We start from the raw sequence: 15897 nt of genomic DNA, 5'->3' as shown, positions 1-15897 counted from the left end.
ATGGCAGATACGAAGAACGCCAAGAAGCGCCGCATGGCGCCGCTGAAGACGCCCAGTCCCCTCGGCGAAGAGGCCACCCGCGACATCTCGGCCGAGCTGAACGCGCTGCTCGCCGACACCTTCGCGCTGTACCTCAAGACCAAGAACTTCCACTGGCACATGTCGGGCCCGTACTTCCGCGACTACCACCTGCTGCTTGACGACCAGGCGGACCAGATCTACGCGACCGCCGACCCCATCGCCGAGAGAGTGCGCAAGATCGGCGGCACGACGCTGCGCTCCACCGGGCACATCACGCGCCTGCAACGCCTGTCGGACAACGATGCCGACTTCGTGACGCCGGCCGACATGCTCGCCGAGCTGCGCGAAGACAACCAGCGGTTGGCCGCCTTCATGCGCGAGACCCATTCGCTGTGCGACGAGAACGGCGACGTCGCCACCGCCAGCCTGCTCGAAGTGTGGATCGACGAGGCCGAGCGGCGGACCTGGTTCCTGTTCGAGTCGGGCCGGCAGACCTAGCGCGGCTCGCTGCCGTACCAGCGCGCCAGCAGGCTCGCCACGGCACGTACGCGCTGCGTGTCGCGACCCCAGCGCCGGCCCGAGGGCAGGTGCCGCAGCCACCGCATGCGGCGGGCCGCCACGGCGAGGCGCTCGCGCACCTCGTCGCTCGCGTCGGCCAGCACGCCGTGCCAGTGCGTGGCGGCCGCGTGCGGCGATGCGGCATCGACCAGCATCGCCGTGGAGTGCAGGTAGCTGAGCCAGTCGCGCGCCTGGCATTCGGCCAGCGGCAGCGTCTCGCCGGGGTCGTCCTCGAAATCGATGTAGCCGATGCTCCCGTCCGGGCACTGCACCATGTTGCGGTCGAAGGCCTGGCTCAGGTAGGCGTCGCGCGCATGCACGTTGGCGATGGCGTCGAGGCCCACATGCCATACCCCGAGCAGCGCTGCCGGTCCCACGGCGGCGGCCTGGTCGAGCCGCTCCTGCAGGACCACGGATGATCGGCCGCTTTCGCCGAGGTCGGAAATCAGCAGGCCGTCCGCCTGCTGCGCCAGCACCGCGGGCACGCGCAGTCCCGCATCGCCCAGCGCCTTCAGCCGGCGCGCCTCGATCTCGATCGCGGCCTCGCCGCCCGGATTGGGCACCGGCGACAGCACGTCGAGCCGCAAGGTGCCGGCGATCGCCGCCAGCAGGTGGTAGCGCATCTGGCCGTGGCGCGGGCCGGCCTTCTTGAGCCATACGCGCTCGTTGCCGAAACGATGGCTGGCCACCAGCTTCGTCTGCTGCGGCAGCGTGAGGCGCAGGAAATCCGCATAGTCCTCGGGCTGCGGCGGCGGCGCACCGGGTTCGAGCGGCGCGGGGGCGGAGGCCATGCCCTTGCGCATCTGCACGCGGGTGGAGGACCCGCCCCGTCTCGCTGGATTCATACGGACAGGTTGAGGGGCTGGAAACTCTGCGCGCTCGCAAGCGGCCAGTAGGTGCGGAACACGTTGTGCTGGTCGTCCAGCGGACCGAGCAGCGCACCGGGCTTCACTTGCATCACCAGGTTGCTCAGCAGTCGGACCTCGGTGTCGGAGATGCGGCGAACGATGTGGTGCGCGGTGATCTGCTGCGGATGGTCGAGCCCGGCGGCCTGCACCAGTTCCTGCAAGGCATGCAGCGTGCTGCGGTGGAAGTTGCGGACGCGATCCGCCTTGGTCGGCACCACCAGGGCCTGCTGGCGTACCGGGTCCTGCGTCGTGACGCCGGTCGGGCAATGGCCGGTGTGGCAGCTCTGTGCCTGGATGCAGCCCAGCGACATCATGAAGCCGCGCGCCGCGTTGCACCAGTCGGCGCCCAGCGCCATCATCCGCGCCAGGTCGAAGGCGGTGATCACCTTGCCCGCGCAGCCGATCTTGATGCGGTCGCGCAGGCCGACGCCGACCAGCGTGTTGTGCACCAGCAGCAGGCCTTCCTGCAGCGGCGCGCCGACGTGGTCGCTGAACTCGACCGGCGCCGCGCCGGTGCCGCCCTCGGCGCCGTCGACCACGATGAAGTCGGGCGTGAGGCCGGTTTCCTGCATCGCCTTGACGATCGCGAACCATTCCCATGGATGGCCGAGGCAGAACTTGAAGCCGCAGGGCTTGCCGCCCGACAGCACCCGCAGCCGGGCGATGAAATGCATCATCTCGATCGGCGTCGAGAAGGCGCTGTGCGACGAGGGCGAGATGCAGTCCACGCCCATCGGCACACCGCGCGCGGCGGCGATCTCGAGCGTGACCTTCGGCGCAGGCAGCACGCCGCCGTGGCCGGGCTTCGCGCCCTGGCTCAGCTTGACCTCGATCATCCTGACTTGCGGGTCGCGCGCGTTGGCGACAAAGCGCTCCTCGCTGAAGCTGCCGTCTTCATTGCGGCAGCCGAAGTAGCCTGAGCCGATTTCCCAGATCAGGTCGCCACCATGCACGCGATGGTGAACGGAGATCGAGCCCTCGCCCGTATCGTGCGCGAAGCCGCCGAGCTTGGCCCCCCGGTTGAGCGCCATGATCGCGTTGGCCGACAGGGCGCCGAAGCTCATCGCCGAAATGTTGAAGACGCTCGCGCTGTAGGGCTGGGTGCAGATCTCCCCGGCGGGCGAGGCAGGGTTTGGCGTGCCGCCGATGATGATGCGGAAGTCGTGGTCGGCGAGCTTGGTCGGCCGCATCGAGTGGTTGATCCACTCGTAGCCGGAAACCGTCACGTCGAGCTGCGTGCCGAAGGGCCGGTTGTCCGGGTCGCCCTTGCTGCGCTGGTAGACCAGCGAGCGCTGTGCACGGGAGAAAGGCGCGGCTTCGGAATCGCTCTCGATGAAGTACTGCCGCATCTCCGGGCGGATGAACTCGAACAGAAAGCGCAGGTGGCCGATCACCGGGTAGTTGCGCAGGATCGCGTGGCGGCCCTGCCGCAGGTCGTGCACGCCAGTGCCGCTGAGCACCGCGAACACGACGAGGGCGATCCACCCGGTCCAGACATGCGGCATGAACAGAATGGTGGCCAGACTGGCAGCCAGGCCGGCAACGCACAGCGCAAAGGCGGTGTAACGCGCCGGAAACGGCGGATTCATCAGGGTAGAAATAGGGGGTCTCCGGGAACCTTGCTGCATCATAGAGGGCTGCCCCTGCAATGCCATGACAACCCAAGCCGACACCCCGACCCCCGCCCAGCCCGACAACGCACCGCTCGGCCCTGACGATTTCGACGCCCTCGACCACGCGCTCGACGCCATGCGCGAGCATGACGACGAGATTCCGCAGTGGGAATTCTGCGAAGGCTTCATGGCCGCGCTGGTCTGCACGCGCCGGCCGATCGAAGCTTCCGAGTACTGGCCCGTGCTGCTGGGCGACGGCTTCAAGCCTGCGCAGCACATGGAATTCGTCTGGCGCTGGAAGCGGCGCTGGCGCGAGATCGAGACCGGTCTGGATGCCGACGTGCAGTCCCTGGACGACGAACGGACCTGGCAGCCCGAGGTGCTCGACACCCGCGGCGCGATCGCGGCCCTGCCCGAGGAAGAGCGCGGCGAGATGGAGGGCGAGGCGATCCCGTCCTTCGCGCAGATCTGGGCGCTGGGCTTCATGTTCGCGGTCGAGAACTGGCCCGAGGACTGGGCCGCCCCGCGCGACAAGGAAGCCTCGCAGATGCTCGACGAGGCCCTCGACGCCATCGTGACCCTCACCGAGGACGACAAGGACAAGCCCGTGCTGTCGATGTACGCCGAGGACGGTCCGCCCAGCGTGAGCCAGGAGCGGATCGATGATTTCGGCGCCGCGATCTGGGCGGTGTACGACCTGCGTCAGCTCTGGCGCAGCATGGGGCCGCGCGTGGAGACGATCCGCAAGGAAGCGACGCCCGGGCGCAACGATCCCTGTCCCTGCGGCTCGGGGAAGAAGTACAAGAAGTGCCATGGAGCCGGCTGAGCCCGGCTCGACCGTCGGTTACCAGCGCCGGAACCGGTCGTACTCCAGGTCGTCACCCACGTTGTAGTGGTCGACCCGGCCCGTCGGGTCGATGTAGATGTAGAGAAAGCGCCGGTTGTTGATCTGCAGGTAGCGCCACGACCACACCGCGCCGTTGAACGAGGTCACCTGCGTCTGCTGGTATGGTTGGCCGTAGGTGAAAAGCACGTCCTCCACACGCCATTCGCCCGGCTTGATCGTGCGGGCGAACAGGCCTTCGTCGAGTTCCTGCCGCACCGAGTAGACATGGCCCGAGCTGTCCAGGTCCACATTGCTCACCTGGAATCCCATGGGGCCGCGCGAGTACTGGAAGCGCTCGCCGGTGGGCGTGCGGTAGATGGCCGTCGGCCCACCCAGTTGCTGCAGGACCTGGTCGCGCCTCGCGCCCAGTTGCAAGTTGGATGGATCGCTCGCGCAGCCCGTCAGCAGTGCGCATGACAATGCGATGGCCGTTGCAGCCTTCATCGGAATGCCGAGGGGGTGTTCCATGTTGGTCTCACTGTGCGGGTCGGATCGTGTCGCGGCTGTCGGACGAGTGGCTCCCCTGGCGTCAGAAGCCACTCGTTGACGGATGCGACCCAGGTAAAGTCGCGGACCCCTCCTTTGTGGCTCGCTCCAACTCCCTTCCCGATGCGTCGATTCACTGCCCTGTCCATTTTGATCCTCGCGGCGCTTGCCGCAGGCTGCGCGTCGCGATCCGCCCCGCGCGTCACCTGGCTCGGCGACGGCGTCTTCAAGTCGCCGACCGCGCAGGACGCGGAGGCGTACTGCCGGAATTTTGGCGCGCCGCTGCGCTACCTGAACCACGCCGGCCCCGGCAATCCGACAGGAGAAGTCACCTACCGGTGCGACTAGGCGACGCGGGTGTCCAGCCCCACGCTTTCCCACGTCGCGAGATCCTTCAGCAATTGCTCTGCGTGTGCGCGGACCGCGGTCACCGAGTCGGCCCCGAGCTGAAGACGCAGGGGCGTGTCGCCGGACTGCAGGGCCTTGTCGATCGCGGCGGCCGCCTTGGCCGGGTCGCCCTCCTGGGTGCCGTTCATCCCTTGCGTGAATGCTCGCGTGCCGCCGACGACATCGCGGTAGGGCTCCATCACCGGCATGTGCTTGAGCGCATCCGCCGCGAACCCGGTGCGGAAGGCGCCCGGCTCGACGATCAGCACCTTGATGCCGAAGGGCGCGACTTCCTGTGCGAGCGCTTCGGACAGGCCTTCGAGCGCGAACTTGGATGCGGAGTAGGCGCTGTAGCCGCCGAAGGACAACTGCCCGCCGAGGCTGGAGATGTTGACGATGGCGCCCTCCCGCTGCGCGCGCAACTGAGGCAGTGCCGCCTGGATGACGCCGACGGCGCCGAAGAAATTGGTCTCCATCTGCGCGCGCAGCTCGGTGTCCAGCGTCTCTTCGAGCGCGCCCACGATGCCGTAGCCGGCATTGTTGAGCAGCACGTCGATGCGGCCGAAGCGGGCAACGGCGGCGGCCACGGCCTTCGCGGCATCGCCGGCCACCGTGACGTCGAGCGGCTGGACCAGGACATGATCGGGCGCGCTGGCCGCGAGTTCGGCGAGCTTGCCGGGCGAGCGCGCGGTGGCGACGACGTTGTAGCCCTGCGCGAGCGCGTAGCGCGCAAATGCCATCCCGAAGCCGGAAGAAGCGCCGGTGATGAACCAGGTGGGGCGGGTGCTGCTCATGGTTTTCTCCTGAAGATTGTGGATCCGGCGACGGTTCTCGCCGCCGTCGAAGCCAGTTTCTGAAAACCATCGAATGAGATAAAGTGGCCTGAATCGCAAGCGTTATGCGATCGGATGCATGAATGAACCGCGAACTGCTGGCCCATTTGCCCATTGTTGTCAGCGTGGCCGAGCATCGCGGCTTCGCGGCCGCTGCGGCGGCACTGAACATGAGTCCGTCCGCGGTGAGCCATGCGGTGCGCGCCGTCGAAGATCGACTCGGAGAGCCGTTGTTCGCACGCACGACGCGCAGCGTGTCGCTCACGGAAGCGGGCGAGCGGTTCATCGCGAGCGTGTCGCCGGCGCTCGATGACATCGGCAAGGCCGTCGAAGGGCTCACGGCGGATCGGGGCGAGGTCACGGGCCTGTTGCGCATCAACGCGCCGCGCGTGGCGGTCAAGATGGCGCTGACCCCGGTGCTCGCCAGGCTCGCCCGTGCGCATCCGCGACTCACCGTCGAAGTCCACACCAACGACGCCTTCGTGGACATCGTCGCGCAAGGCTTCGACGCCGGCATCCGGCTGGGCGAGGCCGTCCAGCAGGACATGGTCACCGTGCGGCTGACGCCGCCGTTCAAGGCCATCATGGTCGCTGCGCCGGACTACCTGCAGGCGCGGGGCACGCCCGGGTCCATCGCCGACCTGGCGGCCCACAACTGCATCGGCTTCAGGCTGCTGGCGTCGGGCAGCTTCTATGAATGGGATCTCTCGGAAGGCGGCAAGCCGGTGTCCTTCAGGACATCCGGCACGGCGGTCATCACCGACGCGACTTTCGCGCGTGACCTGGCGCTTGCCGGCGTGGGCATTGCCTACATCTTCGAGCCGCTGGTGCGCAGCGACATCCGCGAGAAGCGCCTGCATTGGGTGTTGCCCGAGACGGCGATCGAGGAGCCCGGCCTCTTTCTCTATTTTCCGCAGCGGGCGTCGCAGGCGCCGAAGCTGCGCGCTTTCATCGACGCAGCGCGTTCGGAATCGAATTGAGCGATCATCTGCGGATGGCAAGAGCAAGAAGTCCAGCAGAACGCGACGGCACCGACGGTGATTTCGTCAGGGGCCGATCGGTCGCGACCCTGGGGCGCGGCATGGCGCTGGTGAAGGTGGGCAAGTCCACCAAGGTCCCGGTGCGCCCCGAGGACGAGACCACCGTGCTGGTACAGAAGGCGGCGCGCGCACTCAACAAGCCCGGCATCGACCGCTCGGTCGTGTTCAGGGGCCCGAACGCCGCGAAGATCTACTCCTACGCCGCCTACTCGAAAGACCCGACCAAGGTCGTGCGCGAGGCCGCCGACGGCACGCGCGTGATCGGCCGGCTGGTCGACGGCAAGTTCCGCGCCGAAAAAGCGTGAGCCGCCGGCCTCCGAGGCTCGAAGCGCTCCTCCGGCAGACCCAAGGGCCGCGGCCCGTCGCCTTCGTGCTCGCCGGGCACAACGGGTCAGGGAAATCGACCATGTGGTACACGCGACTGGCGGGGTCGCTGCGGATCCCGCTCATCAATGCCGATCGCATGATGATGTCGATCCTTCCGGACCCGGACCCCGAGACCGGGCGCATTCCGGGCTGGGCGCAGCAACTGCGCGACGAAGACGAACGCTGGCAGATCCTCTCGCAGGAAGGCGTGCGCGTCTTCAAGCGGCTGGTCATGGATCAGCGCATGCCGTTCGCGTTCGAGACCGTCTTCTCGCACTGGAAACCCCTGCCGGGTGGGGGCCATGAGTCCAAGGCCGACGACATCCGCGACATGCAGAAGGCCGGCTACTACGTCGTGCTGTTGTTGGTGGGACTGACCTCCGCCGATTTCTCGGTGCTGCGCGTGAGCACCCGCAAGCAGCAGGGCGGGCATGACGTCGAGCGCGCCAAGCTCGTCTCGCGATTCCCGCGAACGCAGGCCGCCGTCGGCCATGCGGCGCCGCTGGCGGACATGACGCTCATGTTCGACAACAGCCGGGAAGAAGAGAACGCCTTCACGCTGGTGCGTGCCCAGAAGCGAAGATCGGTCCTCTTCGATGCACGGGACCCACAATTCAATGTCGACCCGGAATTGCGAGCGGTGAGCGATCCGTGGCTGGAGAAAGTGGTCGGACCGTTCAAGTCGAAGCGGATGGTCCGGGTAGGCGCCGCACCGCTCGCAGCGAAAGCGAAAGCGCAAATCCAGGAGCCGGCATCGATTCCGACACCCAAGCCGCGAAAGAAGCCTGCCTTCTACAGAGCACGCTCCAGGTAACTCTCGAACACCGCGACGTGCACCAGCGCCGCGTCCGCGGAGTTCGGCCAGAGGTCTTCGCTGCGGAAGCGCACGTCGTAGGTGGGCTCGTCCTGCGCCTCTACGCTGTGCGCATGGGCGTCGGGAAACGGATAGGCCGGGGACTCGCCCACGACGACGCCCGTCTTGCCACGGATATAGCCCGGCATCCGGACATGGCCCGGCACGTGGTCGTCTCTCACGCGCACGCGATCCCCGATCTTGAAGCGCTCGCGGCCTGGGACGTTGGTGCGCCCCGGCGCACTCGCCGTCGCCAACGGTACGCTCCCCTCCGCCCTCCGCTCCAGTTCTTCACGCGACACGATGCCCTTCTCGACACAAAGCGTCGCCAGGCTGGTGAACGATCGCTCGTAGTAGCTGGCCGTCAGATAGTGGCGCGGCTCCATGCGTTCGATCGCATGGCGGTACTCGTCCATGTTGAAGATGCCGAGCCGCACGGCATGCGCATACAGCGAATTCGCGCGCACCTCCCAATCCGCGTGGAACGCCTTCGCATCGAGCGTGTAGTGCACGCGCCCGAATCCCTGCTTGCCCCCCAGATCGTGCATGCCGTCCATGTGCCGCCTTCCTAGAGCCTTGCGACGCCGATCAGGGCGTCGCGTGTCACGATGCCGGCCAGTTGTGCCTCGGACCAGCCGTCGGTTCCCGGCGGGCGCGTGGGCAGCACCATGTAGCGCGTGTCGGCCGTCGTGTCCCAGACGCGGATCTCGGTGTCAGGCGGAAGATCGAGCCCCATCTCCTTGAGCACCGTGCGCGACTCGCGCACGACGCGCGCACGGTATTCCAGGTCCTTGTACCAGTCCGGCGGCAGGCCGATGACCGTGAAGGCCGTGCAGGAGCACAGCGTGCAGCAGATGACGTTCTGGACCGTCGGCGTGTTCTCAAGCACCACCAGGTGCCGGTGATGCTTCGGCATCGGAATGCGGAGCTCGGCGACCGCGGCACGGCCATTCGCGAGCAGGCGTTCGCGGAAGGCCGGATCGACCCAGGCCCTGGCCACGACGCGTGCGCCGTTCTGCGGCACCCATTCTTCCAGCGCGAGATGGCTCAGCTCATCCACAGCCTCGCTGGCTTTCATGCCGCGCTCGTCGAGCAGCGCCTGCATCGCATCGACTCTTTGCGCCATGGGCGCCGTGCGCCGAATCACCGGATCGTCATGGGCCATGATGAAGCTCCTCTCAGTCCACGAGGTCGGGATCGCTCACGACGATCTCGTCCCAGAGCGTCTGGAACGACAGCCAGCCGAAGGTCGGCGAGCCCAGCACGGATGCGAGCCAGCGGGCATCCTCCGTCTGCCAGACGGTCGGCTTGCCTGCCGCCTCCGCCATGAGCTGTGCTTCGCAGCATCGATTCATCAACACGAACCACCAGGCAGCCTCGTCGATGCTCTGCCCGGTCGTGAAGATGCCGTGCCCGCCATGGATTGCGACGCGCTTGTCGCCGAATGCCTCGGCGAAACGGGCCGCCGCTGCAGCGTCTCGCACCACGCGCGGCTCCAGAATGAGCGCCTGGTTCTCGAAGAAGATGCAGGAATCCTGGGTGATCGGGTCCAGCAGTCGCTCGAACGACGACCAGGTCGATGCATGCAAGGCATGCGCGTGGCAGACGGCCGTCACTTCCGGGCGAGCCCGATGGAGCGCGGTGTGCAGCAACAGCCCGACGGGATTGACCATCGCGTTGCCGCGCACCACCTTTCCCTCATGGACCTGCACCAGGTCCGAGACCTTGACCTGGTTCATGGCGACACCGACCGGGTTGACCCAGAAATGGTCCGGCAACTCGGGGTCGCGCAGCGTGATGTGGCCGAGGAGCCCTTCGGAAAACCCGCGCCGGCCGAAGATGCGACACGCGCCGGCGAGTCGCTGCAGCTGGTAGGTCCGCTCCGCTGCCTTGCTGTCGAATGTCGGTGGAACCCGGGAGGCAAAGCTCTGTACGCCAATCTGCACGATGGGTCTCCTGGAGTCCGGCGGACCGCCGGAGCGCGGCTGGCAACGTTAGCACCTGTGCGCAACACGGCGCAAGGGTCGCGGGTCAGGACATTGGAGCTACGGCGTCGCAGGGAGTGCGTTGATGGCGCGCAGGACGTTGCGCGTGATGCTCAGCCGCTTCGGAAGGTCCGCGAGCCTGTTCGGCGTGTCCATGTTCAGGGCGAAGAAAACGGGGCCGGTGGGCCACTCGACCCAGCCCACCCACCAGCCGATCTTTCCGGTCCATCCCGTCTTGGCCCGCAGGATCCAGTCGGCGCCCGCTTCGTTGACCATCACGTCCTTCACGAGCCGCTGGTGTTCGACCTTGAAGGGCAGCTGGTTGCGGTACAGCCGCTGCAGGAAAGCGATCTGCTCGAAGGATGAAATGGCGAGATCGCCCTCGACCCAGAAGGGCTTGTCACCTGTGGCGATCGCATTGCCGTAGCCGATCTTTCGCATGTACGCGGTCTCGCGCGCATTGCCTAGTTCCTTGGCGAAGCGCTCATACACCCACACCGTGGAGTTCCGCATCGCGGAGCGCAGGTTCTGGTCCTCGTTCCATGCGGGCTGCGACCGCTTCACGCCGTCCCAAGGGACGACCTGGAACTCGTCGCGCAGCAGCCCGGCATCGAGCGCGAACAGGCTGTGGGGGATCTTGAAGGTGGAAGCCGGCGAGTAGCGCCGTTCGGCGCGTGCCGTGTTATAGACCTGGGCCGTTCCGGACTTGCCTCGCGAGTCCAGCACCACGATGCTGCCTTGCGCGTCGGCCTCGGTGAAAAACCGGGACCAATCGACCATTTCCTGGTGCTGCGATTCGGCCAGCGCGAATTGAGAGAGCCCTGCAGCAAGGGCGGAAAGCATGAGATTTCTGCGAATCATCGCAGGGAGTCTAGACGACGCGGCAACCTCTTCAGATCTTGAACGCCCTCTGCACATCGGCTCGCACCAGGTCCGCATAGTCCCGGTGCTTGCGAATAAAGCCGGCAATGAACTGGCACACCGGAATCACGTGCTTGCCCTGTGCGCGTGCCTCGTCGAGTACGTGCCGCGCGATGGCCGATCCGACCCCTTTGCCCTCGTACGCGGGCAGCACTTCGGTGTGGGTGAACATGATGGCTTCGCTCAGCAGGTTGTATTCGCAGAAGCCCGCGAGCTGGCCGTCGATGGTGGCCTCGTAGCGATGCAGTTCGGGCTTGTTGGTGATTGTGATGTCGCTCATTGGGTTTTCGTGGGTGCGGTCAGGAGGTTCGGGCCAGAAAGGTCGCGAGGTTCGCCGCGGCGGTCGCGCGAACCTTCTTCTTGAGCATCGGCGACCAGCCTAGCAACAGGCCCGGCGTGCCCAACGCCTGACGCGACCAGCGCCAGAAATCGAAGCGGTCGCGCTGCGTGGCGATAAGCCCGTCGGGGTTGAAAGTGAAGCGCGAGTCGATCGCGTTGTCGACGATGCGGCCGGTGGCGCTGAACAGATAGTGCGCATCCCAGTGCGCCTGACCGGTCGTGGCGTCGGCCTGCACGTTGCGGTAGGTCAGTTTCCAGACGGCGGCGCCTTTCGCCTGGGTGCCGGAGCACAGCATCCTCCACATGCCGCCGATCTCGCGCGCGCCGCGCAGCGAGAAGGCCTCGTCATCGAAGCTCGCATCCGGTGCATAGCAGGCGGCCATGGTGTCGGCGTCGAGCCTGGCGAAGGCGTCGTAGAAGCGGCGGATGGTCTGTTCGTTGCGCATGAGGTCCTTCGCGATGCGGCATCGTAGCCGAGCATGCGGCGTCGCGCCTCAGGCCTTGACCAGTTCGAGCAAGGTCTGGAGGGCGTAGTGCACCGTCGCGGCCCGCACCGCCGCGCGGTCGCCGTCGAAGCGCCTGCGTTCGGTGCGCACCTGTCCATTCGCGGACCAGCCGAACCACACGGTGCCGACGGGCTTCTCGGGTGAGCCGCCGGTGGGCCCGGCAACGCCGGTGACGGCGACCGCGACCTGCGCCCTGGAGCGCGCGACGGCCCCTTCGGCCATGGCGCGCGCGACTTCTTCACTCACCGCGCCATGCGTCGCGATCAACGCCGCATCGACGCCGAGCAGTTCCGTCTTGGCCTCGTTCGAGTAGGTGACGAGGCCGCGCTCGAACCAGTTGCTGGAGCCCGAGAGATCGGTGCACGCCCCGGCGATCAGGCCGCCGGTGCAGCTCTCGGCAGTGGCCATCATCAGGCCCTTCTGCTGCAGCGCGTCGGCGAGCTGCAGAACGAGCGCCGGTGTGTCGTGTCCGGAAGTGGAAGTGAAAAGAGCGTCGTTCATTGTGTTCACCATGCGCGCCAGGCGGCGATCACGAGCAGCGTACAGAACGCCGCGACCAGGTCGTCGAAAAGGATGCCGAAGCCCGCCACCCGCCATCGCGCGGCCTCGCTGCCGGTGTCGGGCAGCTTGAACGCGCGGTCGGCCCAGCCCACCGGTCCCGGCTTGACGGCATCGAAGAAGCGGAAGAGTGCGAAGGCCAGGAGCTGCGCCAGCAGGCCGCCCGGCATCACGAGCCACAACACGATCCAGAAGGCGACCACTTCGTCCCAGACGATGCTGCCGGGGTCCGCGATTTTCATGTGACGCGCCGTGACGGTGCACGCCCACCAACCGACCGGAAGCGACACCAGGATCACCCATCCGATCGTCGAACTCGACAGCCAAAGCTGCATGACGAGGAAGGCGACCCAGGCCCACAGCGTGCCCACGGTGCCGGGCGCTCGGCGCGGAAGGCCCGAGCCGAAGCCCAGCGCAATCAGATGCGCCGGATGCGCGAACAGGAAACGCACCGTCGGGCGAAACGGCAAAGGCGGCGGCGTGGCGCCGGAAGAGGGAGCGACTGGCATGACGCGACAGTGTCGCGCATCCGGCACGATGCCGGCCAGTGTTCCGGCTGGCGTTCAGGCCGGCTGGAAATGCTGCTCGATGCGCTGCGCCACGGCCTTCGGGTTGCTGCGCAGCGTGTCGGTGGCACAGGCGCCCAGGAACATGCCTTCGAAGTTGATTTCGACGCGCGGAAAGTAGTGATCCAGCGATGCGCCCGCGTCGAACAGGCATTGCTCCAGCGAAGAGAAAGTGCAGCCCGGATCCTGCGTGTCGGCGCCCTTGGCATTGACGCGGTACACGTAGGCATCCGTTCCGATGCGTTGGATTTCGATCAGGGGCTTCATTCGGCGCGCGGGGAAGGGATTGGGGTCGAGAAAGCTTTGGCGATTGAATGGTCGGTGCAAGCGGCGAGCGCGTAAATAGTCCATTTGGACCGATCGGACTTCGCGCAGAATATTTGCCTGATGCTCCCCGCCAGAATTCTTCTCGTCGACGACCACGCGCTGTTCCGTTGCGGACTCCGCATGGTGCTCACTTCCGGCATTCCCGAACTGGAAGTGGCCGAGGCGGCGTCGCTGGAGGAGGCCATGCGCAGCCCCATGGCCAAGCCGGCGCTCGTGCTGCTGGACATCCAGCTCCACGGGCTCAATGGCCTCGAAGGCATCGCGCTGGTCAAGCGCAAGTGGCCTGATGCAGCGGTGGTCATCCTGTCGTCCGATGCCGGTCCCCACAACGTGCGGATGGCTCGGGAGCGCGGCGCGGCAGCCTTCGTTTCCAAGGCGGATTCGGCGGACAACATCCTGTCGGTCATCGAGCACTTGCGCCAGGGTCTGCCGATCGTGTCCGCCGACCATGCATCGGCGCCGGCCGGCGATGGCGACGGTTCCCGCCAACTCCTGACGCCACGTCAGTTCGAAGTGCTCGACCTGCTGTGCCAGGGCCTGCCCAACAAGGTGATCGGCCGGCGGCTCAACCTGTCGGAAAACACCGTGCGCGGCCACGTGCAGGCCGTGCTCGCGGCCCTGCAGGTGTCGAGCCGTTCGGAGGCCGGCTTCGCGGCCCGCCGCAGGGGTCTCGTCGGCTGATGAAGAACCCCTTGCGCCTCGCCGATGGGCGCACCCTTGTCGAACAATTGCGCCTGTTGCTCGGCAACACGGGCAGTTCGGTCGTCCCGACCATCCTGGTTGCGCTGCTGCTGGTGTGGGTGCTGTCCAACGAGCACAACGCGCTGGGCCTGCGCGCCTGGGCCGGGACGGTGATCCTGATCAAGCTCTACTGCGCACGGGAAGCGCGCCGCATTCTGAAGACGGAGATTTCGTTCGATCGCGCACGCACGCTCGTCTGGCGGCAGATCGCGTTGAACATCATCGACGCCGCAGCCTGGGGCGCACTCGCGTGGGCCACGCTGGGCACGACCACGGTGGCAGGCAGTATTCTGGTGGTGGCCGTGCTCGCGGGTGTCGCCGGCAGCTCGATGTCGTCGCTCGCGCCGGTGCTGCCGGTGTTCATCGCGTTCGGCGCGGTCGAGCTGGTCGTGCTGGCGACCAAGCTGTGGACCCTCGGCGATCCGGCCTACAACGCGCTGGGCGTGGCGGGCGCGCTGTACGTCGTCACGCTGCTCGGGCAGGCGCGCAACAGCGCGCGGGCGGCGCGCGCGGCCATTGACCTGCGCTTCGAGAACATCGAGCTGATCGAGCGCCTGCGCGTGGAGACCGAGCACGCGCAGGCCGCACAGCAGAAGGCCGACGAGGCCAACCTTGCCAAGTCCAAGTTCCTGGCCGCTGCCAGCCATGACTTGCGCCAGCCCATTCATGCGCAGGGGCTGTTCCTGGAAGTGCTGGCGCGCAGCAAGCTCTCCGCCGCGCAGTACGACGCACTGGCCAACGCGCGCGCCACGTGGCAGGCCTCCGCCGAGATGCTCGACACGCTGCTCGACTTCTCGCGCATCGAGGCCGGTGTGGTCGAGCCGCAGATGCAGGCCTTCCACCTGCAGCCGCTGCTCAACAAGATCGAGAACGAACTCGCGCCGCAGGCCGACGCCAAGGGCATCGTCTATCGCTCGCGCGAGACGCACGTGGCGGTGCGGTCGGACCCGGCGCTGGTAGCGCTGATCCTGCGCAACCTGGTCTCGAATGCGATCCGCTACACCGAGAACGGCGGCGTGCTCGTGGCCTGCCGCACGCGAGGCGGCCAGGTGCTGCTCGAAGTGTGGGATACGGGCATCGGCATCGAGCCGGCCCAGCACGACGACATCTTTCGCGAGTTTCATCAACTCGGCAATGCGGAGCGTGATCGCCGCAAGGGCCTTGGGCTTGGGCTGGCAATCGCGCAAGGGCTGGCGCGTGCGCTGGGCCATGAGCTGACCCTGGTCTCCCAACCGCGACGCGGCAGCGTCTTCAGGCTGAGCCTGCCCATAGCGCAGGTGGGTGTCGCGACAGGCGGGCACGAGCCCGTGCCCGGCCATGCGCGCGTCTTCGACGTGCGTGTGCTCGTGATCGACGATGACGAAGCCGTGCGTGCCGGCATGCGCCAGTTGCTCAGCGCCTGGGGGTGCGTGTGCGACGTGGCGGATTCCATCGAGGAGGCGCAGGCCCTGGCGCGTGCGAACCCGCCGGGGCTGGTCATCAGCGACTACCGGCTGCGCGAACTGCGCACCGGTGCGGAAGCCATCGCCACGCTGCGTGCCGAGTTCGGCGAGAACCTGCCCGCGCTGTTGATCACGGGAGACACCGCGCCGCAGCGCCTGCGCGAAGCCCGCGCGACTGGCGTGCCGCTGCTGCACAAGCCGGTGTCGCCGAACCAGCTCTATCACGGGCTGATGTGCGTGCTGAACGAGGTCGAGATCGATTCGGCGTTCGCGCTGCTGGATGCGGCGCCAGTCCCGACGAGCTGAAGTACGGACGAGTCCGCACTGCAAAAAGAGTCGTCTCGACAAAAATAGAGACGCAGCTCGCAGACGCGCCTGAGCCGCCCCCCTAAAGTCCGTGCCGACTTGAGGCAACAGACCTCAGGTCATCGCTTGCCGAACTCCTTCAGCGCAGGGTGTCCCCAGACTCCTGTTCACTGGCAAGGCAGCCCTTTACCGAAGGGCTTTGCAGGCTTCTTCGGAAGCCTTTTTTCTATCTCGCGAGACGCAGTCGCGTTGAAT

The 15897-nt window shown here is 66.9% G+C and carries 21 protein-coding genes; 8 read left to right on the top strand and 13 right to left on the bottom strand.

The features are described from left to right. Complete coding sequence (locus tag AC1D3B_RS18765) at positions 1-519, top strand: Dps family protein (RefSeq protein ID WP_478192168.1); 519 nt, start codon at positions 1-3, stop codon at positions 517-519. Here the strand turns inward: AC1D3B_RS18765 and AC1D3B_RS18760 are convergent. Further along, on the bottom strand, positions 516-1424 hold the full coding sequence (locus tag AC1D3B_RS18760; RefSeq protein ID WP_478192167.1) for a BUD32 family EKC/KEOPS complex subunit: 909 nt from the start codon (positions 1422-1424) through the stop codon (positions 516-518). The two genes, AC1D3B_RS18765 and AC1D3B_RS18760, sit on opposite strands and share 4 nt — an antisense overlap. Next, on the bottom strand, positions 1421-3076 hold the full coding sequence (locus tag AC1D3B_RS18755; protein WP_478192166.1) for an FMN-binding glutamate synthase family protein: 1656 nt from the start codon (positions 3074-3076) through the stop codon (positions 1421-1423). The genes AC1D3B_RS18760 and AC1D3B_RS18755 overlap by 4 nt, the downstream gene beginning before the upstream one ends. 64 nt (positions 3077-3140) lie before the next feature. Here AC1D3B_RS18755 and AC1D3B_RS18750 point away from each other — a divergent pair, with 64 nt between their 5' ends. Next, complete coding sequence (locus tag AC1D3B_RS18750; protein WP_478192165.1) at positions 3141-3926, top strand: UPF0149 family protein; 786 nt, start codon at positions 3141-3143, stop codon at positions 3924-3926. 18 nt (positions 3927-3944) lie between these two features. On the opposite strand, the gene AC1D3B_RS18745 is transcribed toward AC1D3B_RS18750, so the two are convergent. Then, positions 3945-4454 carry a hypothetical protein gene (locus AC1D3B_RS18745; RefSeq protein WP_478192164.1) on the bottom strand — a complete coding sequence of 170 codons (510 nt, stop codon included), beginning with the start codon at positions 4452-4454 and terminating at the stop codon, positions 3945-3947. A 141-nt stretch (positions 4455-4595) separates the two neighbouring features. On the opposite strand from AC1D3B_RS18745, the gene AC1D3B_RS18740 reads away from it, so the two are divergent. After that, a complete protein-coding gene (locus AC1D3B_RS18740; RefSeq protein WP_478192163.1) occupies positions 4596-4820 on the top strand; it encodes a hypothetical protein in 225 nt (74 codons plus the stop codon). Here the strand turns inward: AC1D3B_RS18740 and AC1D3B_RS18735 are convergent. Beyond that, a complete protein-coding gene (locus tag AC1D3B_RS18735) occupies positions 4817-5653 on the bottom strand; it encodes an oxidoreductase (RefSeq protein ID WP_478192162.1) in 837 nt (278 codons plus the stop codon). The genes AC1D3B_RS18740 and AC1D3B_RS18735 overlap by 4 nt on opposite strands. Positions 5654-5775: 122 nt before the next feature. Between AC1D3B_RS18735 and AC1D3B_RS18730 the strand changes: the two genes are divergently transcribed. Genes AC1D3B_RS18730 through AC1D3B_RS18720 form a run of 3 tightly spaced genes read left to right on the top strand, consistent with a single transcriptional unit; the run spans position 5776 to position 7912 of the window. Beyond that, positions 5776-6672 carry a LysR family transcriptional regulator gene (locus AC1D3B_RS18730; RefSeq protein WP_478192161.1) on the top strand — a complete coding sequence of 299 codons (897 nt, stop codon included), beginning with the start codon at positions 5776-5778 and terminating at the stop codon, positions 6670-6672. Continuing rightward, entirely contained in the window at positions 6669-7037 is a 369-nt protein-coding gene (locus AC1D3B_RS18725; RefSeq protein WP_478192160.1) for a hypothetical protein, read from the top strand. The genes AC1D3B_RS18730 and AC1D3B_RS18725 overlap by 4 nt, the downstream gene beginning before the upstream one ends. Then, complete coding sequence (locus AC1D3B_RS18720; RefSeq protein ID WP_478192159.1) at positions 7034-7912, top strand: zeta toxin family protein; 879 nt, start codon at positions 7034-7036, stop codon at positions 7910-7912. Before AC1D3B_RS18725 ends, AC1D3B_RS18720 begins: the two co-directional genes overlap by 4 nt. On the opposite strand, the gene AC1D3B_RS18715 is transcribed toward AC1D3B_RS18720, so the two are convergent. The 9 genes from AC1D3B_RS18715 to AC1D3B_RS18675 form a co-directional block, all read right to left on the bottom strand. After that, the gene (locus AC1D3B_RS18715) at positions 7891-8508 is read right to left on the bottom strand and encodes an SH3-like domain-containing protein (protein WP_478192158.1); all 618 of its coding nucleotides are present in this window, start codon (positions 8506-8508) and stop codon (positions 7891-7893) included. The two genes, AC1D3B_RS18720 and AC1D3B_RS18715, sit on opposite strands and share 22 nt — an antisense overlap. 11 nt (positions 8509-8519) lie before the next feature. After that, positions 8520-9116 carry a nitrile hydratase subunit alpha gene (gene nthA / locus AC1D3B_RS18710; RefSeq protein ID WP_478192157.1) on the bottom strand — a complete coding sequence of 199 codons (597 nt, stop codon included), beginning with the start codon at positions 9114-9116 and terminating at the stop codon, positions 8520-8522. 13 nt (positions 9117-9129) lie between these two features. Continuing rightward, positions 9130-9897 carry a class II aldolase/adducin family protein gene (locus AC1D3B_RS18705; protein ID WP_478192156.1) on the bottom strand — a complete coding sequence of 256 codons (768 nt, stop codon included), beginning with the start codon at positions 9895-9897 and terminating at the stop codon, positions 9130-9132. 99 nt (positions 9898-9996) lie between these two features. Continuing rightward, positions 9997-10797, bottom strand: a complete 801-nt coding sequence (blaOXA, locus tag AC1D3B_RS18700) for a class D beta-lactamase (protein WP_478192155.1) — start codon at positions 10795-10797, stop codon at positions 9997-9999. Between the two features lie 31 nt (positions 10798-10828). Continuing rightward, a complete protein-coding gene (locus AC1D3B_RS18695) occupies positions 10829-11137 on the bottom strand; it encodes a GNAT family N-acetyltransferase (RefSeq protein WP_478192154.1) in 309 nt (102 codons plus the stop codon). A 19-nt stretch (positions 11138-11156) separates the two neighbouring features. Then, positions 11157-11642, bottom strand: coding sequence for a nuclear transport factor 2 family protein (locus AC1D3B_RS18690; RefSeq protein ID WP_478192153.1), 486 nt, complete (start codon positions 11640-11642; stop codon positions 11157-11159). A 48-nt stretch (positions 11643-11690) separates the two neighbouring features. After that, positions 11691-12203, bottom strand: coding sequence for a CinA family protein (locus AC1D3B_RS18685; protein WP_478192152.1), 513 nt, complete (start codon positions 12201-12203; stop codon positions 11691-11693). 5 nt (positions 12204-12208) lie between these two features. Continuing rightward, complete coding sequence (locus tag AC1D3B_RS18680) at positions 12209-12769, bottom strand: phosphatidylglycerophosphatase A family protein (RefSeq protein ID WP_478192151.1); 561 nt, start codon at positions 12767-12769, stop codon at positions 12209-12211. 54 nt (positions 12770-12823) lie between these two features. Next, positions 12824-13093, bottom strand: a complete 270-nt coding sequence (locus tag AC1D3B_RS18675) for a hypothetical protein (protein ID WP_478192150.1) — start codon at positions 13091-13093, stop codon at positions 12824-12826. A gap of 120 nt (positions 13094-13213) precedes the next feature. Here AC1D3B_RS18675 and AC1D3B_RS18670 point away from each other — a divergent pair, with 120 nt between their 5' ends. Both AC1D3B_RS18670 and AC1D3B_RS18665 read left to right on the top strand, forming a co-directional pair. Then, the gene (locus AC1D3B_RS18670; RefSeq protein ID WP_478192149.1) at positions 13214-13834 is read left to right on the top strand and encodes a response regulator; all 621 of its coding nucleotides are present in this window, start codon (positions 13214-13216) and stop codon (positions 13832-13834) included. Continuing rightward, positions 13834-15642, top strand: a complete 1809-nt coding sequence (locus tag AC1D3B_RS18665; RefSeq protein WP_478192148.1) for an ATP-binding response regulator — start codon at positions 13834-13836, stop codon at positions 15640-15642. Before AC1D3B_RS18670 ends, AC1D3B_RS18665 begins: the two co-directional genes overlap by 1 nt. Positions 15643-15897: the final 255 nt, after the last annotated feature.

The sequence above is a fragment of the Variovorax sp. P5_A3 genome (genome assembly GCF_056400665.1).
Note: the sequence above shows the minus strand (reverse complement) of the source record. Positions and strands in the feature narration are given on the sequence as shown.

Excerpts from the sequence above, each read along its gene's own strand:
- AC1D3B_RS18730 (WP_478192161.1), top strand. The coding sequence starts at position 5,776 with ATGAACCGCGAACTGCTGGCCCATTTGCCCATTGTTGTCAGCGTGGCC.
- AC1D3B_RS18675 (WP_478192150.1), bottom strand. The coding sequence starts at position 13,093 with ATGAAGCCCCTGATCGAAATCCAACGCATCGGAACGGATGCCTACGTG.
- blaOXA (WP_478192155.1), bottom strand. The coding sequence starts at position 10,797 with ATGATTCGCAGAAATCTCATGCTTTCCGCCCTTGCTGCAGGGCTCTCT.
- AC1D3B_RS18760 (WP_478192167.1), bottom strand. The coding sequence starts at position 1,424 with ATGAATCCAGCGAGACGGGGCGGGTCCTCCACCCGCGTGCAGATGCGC.
- AC1D3B_RS18765 (WP_478192168.1), top strand. The coding sequence starts at position 1 with ATGGCAGATACGAAGAACGCCAAGAAGCGCCGCATGGCGCCGCTGAAG.
- AC1D3B_RS18755 (WP_478192166.1), bottom strand. The coding sequence starts at position 3,076 with ATGAATCCGCCGTTTCCGGCGCGTTACACCGCCTTTGCGCTGTGCGTT.
- AC1D3B_RS18685 (WP_478192152.1), bottom strand. The coding sequence starts at position 12,203 with ATGAACGACGCTCTTTTCACTTCCACTTCCGGACACGACACACCGGCG.
- AC1D3B_RS18715 (WP_478192158.1), bottom strand. The coding sequence starts at position 8,508 with ATGGACGGCATGCACGATCTGGGGGGCAAGCAGGGATTCGGGCGCGTG.
- AC1D3B_RS18735 (WP_478192162.1), bottom strand. The coding sequence starts at position 5,653 with ATGAGCAGCACCCGCCCCACCTGGTTCATCACCGGCGCTTCTTCCGGC.
- AC1D3B_RS18750 (WP_478192165.1), top strand. The coding sequence starts at position 3,141 with ATGACAACCCAAGCCGACACCCCGACCCCCGCCCAGCCCGACAACGCA.
- AC1D3B_RS18695 (WP_478192154.1), bottom strand. The coding sequence starts at position 11,137 with ATGAGCGACATCACAATCACCAACAAGCCCGAACTGCATCGCTACGAG.
- AC1D3B_RS18690 (WP_478192153.1), bottom strand. The coding sequence starts at position 11,642 with ATGCGCAACGAACAGACCATCCGCCGCTTCTACGACGCCTTCGCCAGG.
- nthA (WP_478192157.1), bottom strand. The coding sequence starts at position 9,116 with ATGGCCCATGACGATCCGGTGATTCGGCGCACGGCGCCCATGGCGCAA.
- AC1D3B_RS18665 (WP_478192148.1), top strand. The coding sequence starts at position 13,834 with ATGAAGAACCCCTTGCGCCTCGCCGATGGGCGCACCCTTGTCGAACAA.
- AC1D3B_RS18745 (WP_478192164.1), bottom strand. The coding sequence starts at position 4,454 with ATGGAACACCCCCTCGGCATTCCGATGAAGGCTGCAACGGCCATCGCA.
- AC1D3B_RS18740 (WP_478192163.1), top strand. The coding sequence starts at position 4,596 with ATGCGTCGATTCACTGCCCTGTCCATTTTGATCCTCGCGGCGCTTGCC.
- AC1D3B_RS18680 (WP_478192151.1), bottom strand. The coding sequence starts at position 12,769 with ATGCCAGTCGCTCCCTCTTCCGGCGCCACGCCGCCGCCTTTGCCGTTT.
- AC1D3B_RS18670 (WP_478192149.1), top strand. The coding sequence starts at position 13,214 with ATGCTCCCCGCCAGAATTCTTCTCGTCGACGACCACGCGCTGTTCCGT.